General features: G+C 46.0%; 3 protein-coding genes. All 3 read right to left on the reverse strand.

The features are described 5' to 3' along the window. On the reverse strand, positions 1-503 hold a 503-nt coding region (locus tag ABYP33_RS18680; protein ID WP_373092802.1), incomplete at its 3' end, for a sterol desaturase family protein. A gap of 71 nt (positions 504-574) precedes the next feature. Continuing rightward, positions 575-1,330, reverse strand: coding sequence for a helix-turn-helix domain-containing protein (locus ABYP33_RS18685; protein WP_373092803.1), 756 nt, complete (start codon positions 1,328-1,330; stop codon positions 575-577). Between the two features lie 299 nt (positions 1,331-1,629). Next, positions 1,630-2,388 (reverse strand): efflux RND transporter permease subunit (locus tag ABYP33_RS18690; RefSeq protein ID WP_373092805.1); only part of this gene is annotated, 759 nt, incomplete at its 5' end.

Consider the following 2,388-nt stretch of genomic DNA (forward strand, 5'->3'; position numbering starts at 1 on the left):
AGGGTTTCAATGGTTTGATGCAAGGGGTGTTTCATAAGACCGTTAAACCCATACATACGTTTCACACTATGATGTACTGCATGTAGCTGCCACAGCGCGCTGTACCTATGACTGGCGTAATGTGCCAGTGTAATGCCTATATCAGCGATGATCACCGCCAACAACACTTGCAGCCACAGCGGTGCGTAGGAGGGCCAAATTGAATTAAATGGCATAAAACTAGCAATGATTGGGATACTTAGTACGCCGACAATACTCAGTGATTCATTGACTAAGGCATGAATAACATCACGCCCCGAGTCTGCTTGAGGCTTGTTGAATTCGGGACTGAATGGCATCCATTGTTCAATTAAGAACGACACTGCGATGAGTAAGCCGACCCATGCAACCAAGGCTAATTTCGAATAATCTTGTTCCGCCATATAAATAGCAATGCCATTTCCTACGATCAGAAAGAAAGGCAAGTACAGGACTTTGACAAACATTTCCAATGTGCTTTTCATAAGCAAAAACTTCCAGAGCTACAGAACGCTTAGTGTGTCATTTTTCAATGGCGGCACATTGAACGAAAAAGCTATTTATGTAGCAGAAGTTGTTTAATGGTTGTAGCGCTTACGCCGAATGCCTGCGTTACTGCTCTGCAGAAGTGGGCCTGATCAGAAAAACCAGATAATAGTGCTGCATCGGTGAGAGGCATTCGTCGTGATAGTTCGAATCCGACCAGCAGCTTAAGCCACTTCCTGTAACTGCGTAATGGCATGCCTGTTTGCTCTGTAAACCAATGAGAGAATCTGCTGGGTGAGAGATGCACCATACTCGATAAGGTTTTCTGCGAAGTATTGTTACCGCTGCTAATATCATCTTTAAGTGCTGCCAAAATGACATTCAATCGCTTGTCAGGAGTGTCACTGAATTGACAGCGATATTGTTTGTCGAAGCTAATCAACGCTCCCTGGAGGTTCTTTGCTTCAGCAAAGCGTGTTACATACTCGGATGAAATTTCTTCATTCAGCACGGATATAGACCATGCCTCTATTGCTATCTGCGGTAATAGGGTTTTACAAAAATCATGTGTTGGGTCGATATAGATGCATAATACATGTGCAGTTTCTAGTTGATGAACGGTACCTGCAGGTATCCATAGCCCGCGTTCGAAATATCGTGTTTTGTCAGATAGCAGCGCTATTGGTTCTTCTAGGCCAATAGCGATTTGATGAGCCCAATGCCGGTGAGGTTTGTTGTCGCCAGAGGCGCCAAGAAATACCCCCATGCCTGCAGTTATGGCCACTGACCCTAACCAAGGCTGTGATAAAAATTGATTTTGATGCATTTTTTCGAGTCCTCAGTGCCTTCGTTGCCCCAATATTTCGATCCGGTATCTTTAATAAAATCGTTGAGGGTCAGCGTAAATCGCTAAATTCATATAACCGCTAGCATGCGCCTTTTCCAGAACATTTCTAATGCATCAGCAAACCTTAATATTTCCCACCCCATTCAATTAGAGTGGCCGACTTTAAATTGAAATTCACTCAGGTTCCATTGTGATACGATATTTCGGAGGGTGACTTGCTGTGAACTTATAATAATGCCGAGTAGCCTTAACTACCCGGCCAGCGTTAAACAGTAATTTTATGGGGATTCGATAGTGGGCCCACCTCTTTTAGACGCTTCCTTCCAGATCACGAACAACGCAGGAAAAACCACTAAGACCATAATGAGTGAGGTCGCAACCCCGCCCACCATCGGCGCGGCGACCCGTTTCATTAGATCAGCGCCACTGCCATTACTGAGCATGATTGGCACTAAGCCCATGAGTAATGCGAGCCCGGTCATTAATTTGGGGCGTAGCCGCTTGGCTGCACCGTCGACTACTGCCTCAGTAAGGTCATTAAAGGTGTTGAGCTGCCCGTCATCACGACGTTGTCGCCATGATATATCTAAATACAGCATCATCAGTAGACCAAGCTCAACCGCTAAACCGGCCACGGCTATCATGCCTACGGCCACGGCGACTGATATCTTGTATTCCAGCATCCACAAAAACCACAAGCTACCAACCAGAGAAAAAGGCAGCGCGAGCATGACAATAAGCGTTTCGATTAGCGATTTTCGATGAAAGTACAGCATCATAAAAATCAGCCCTAGAGTCATCGGTACGAGAATTTCTAGACGCGATTTTGCACGCTCGTAATTTTCGAACTGGCCAGCCCAGGCGAGGCGATAGCCAGTGGGGATGTCGACTTTTTCATCGACCACTTTTTTGGCTAGCGCGACGTAGTCCGGAATGCCGATATTGTCGGCAACGTCGACAAAAACAAAGCCGACTAACTGACCGTCTTCATTGCGAATCATTGGTGGGCCTTTGCGATACTGTAACGTCGCGACTTG

It is taken from the genome of Zhongshania sp., from assembly GCF_041584495.1.
Taxonomy (GTDB): domain Bacteria; phylum Pseudomonadota; class Gammaproteobacteria; order Pseudomonadales; family Spongiibacteraceae; genus Spongiibacter.

What these genes read in the sequence shown, in the direction of transcription:
- ABYP33_RS18685 (WP_373092803.1), bottom strand. Translation starts at nt 1,330, where the DNA reads ATGCATCAAAATCAATTTTTATCACAGCCTTGGTTAGGGTCAGTGGCC.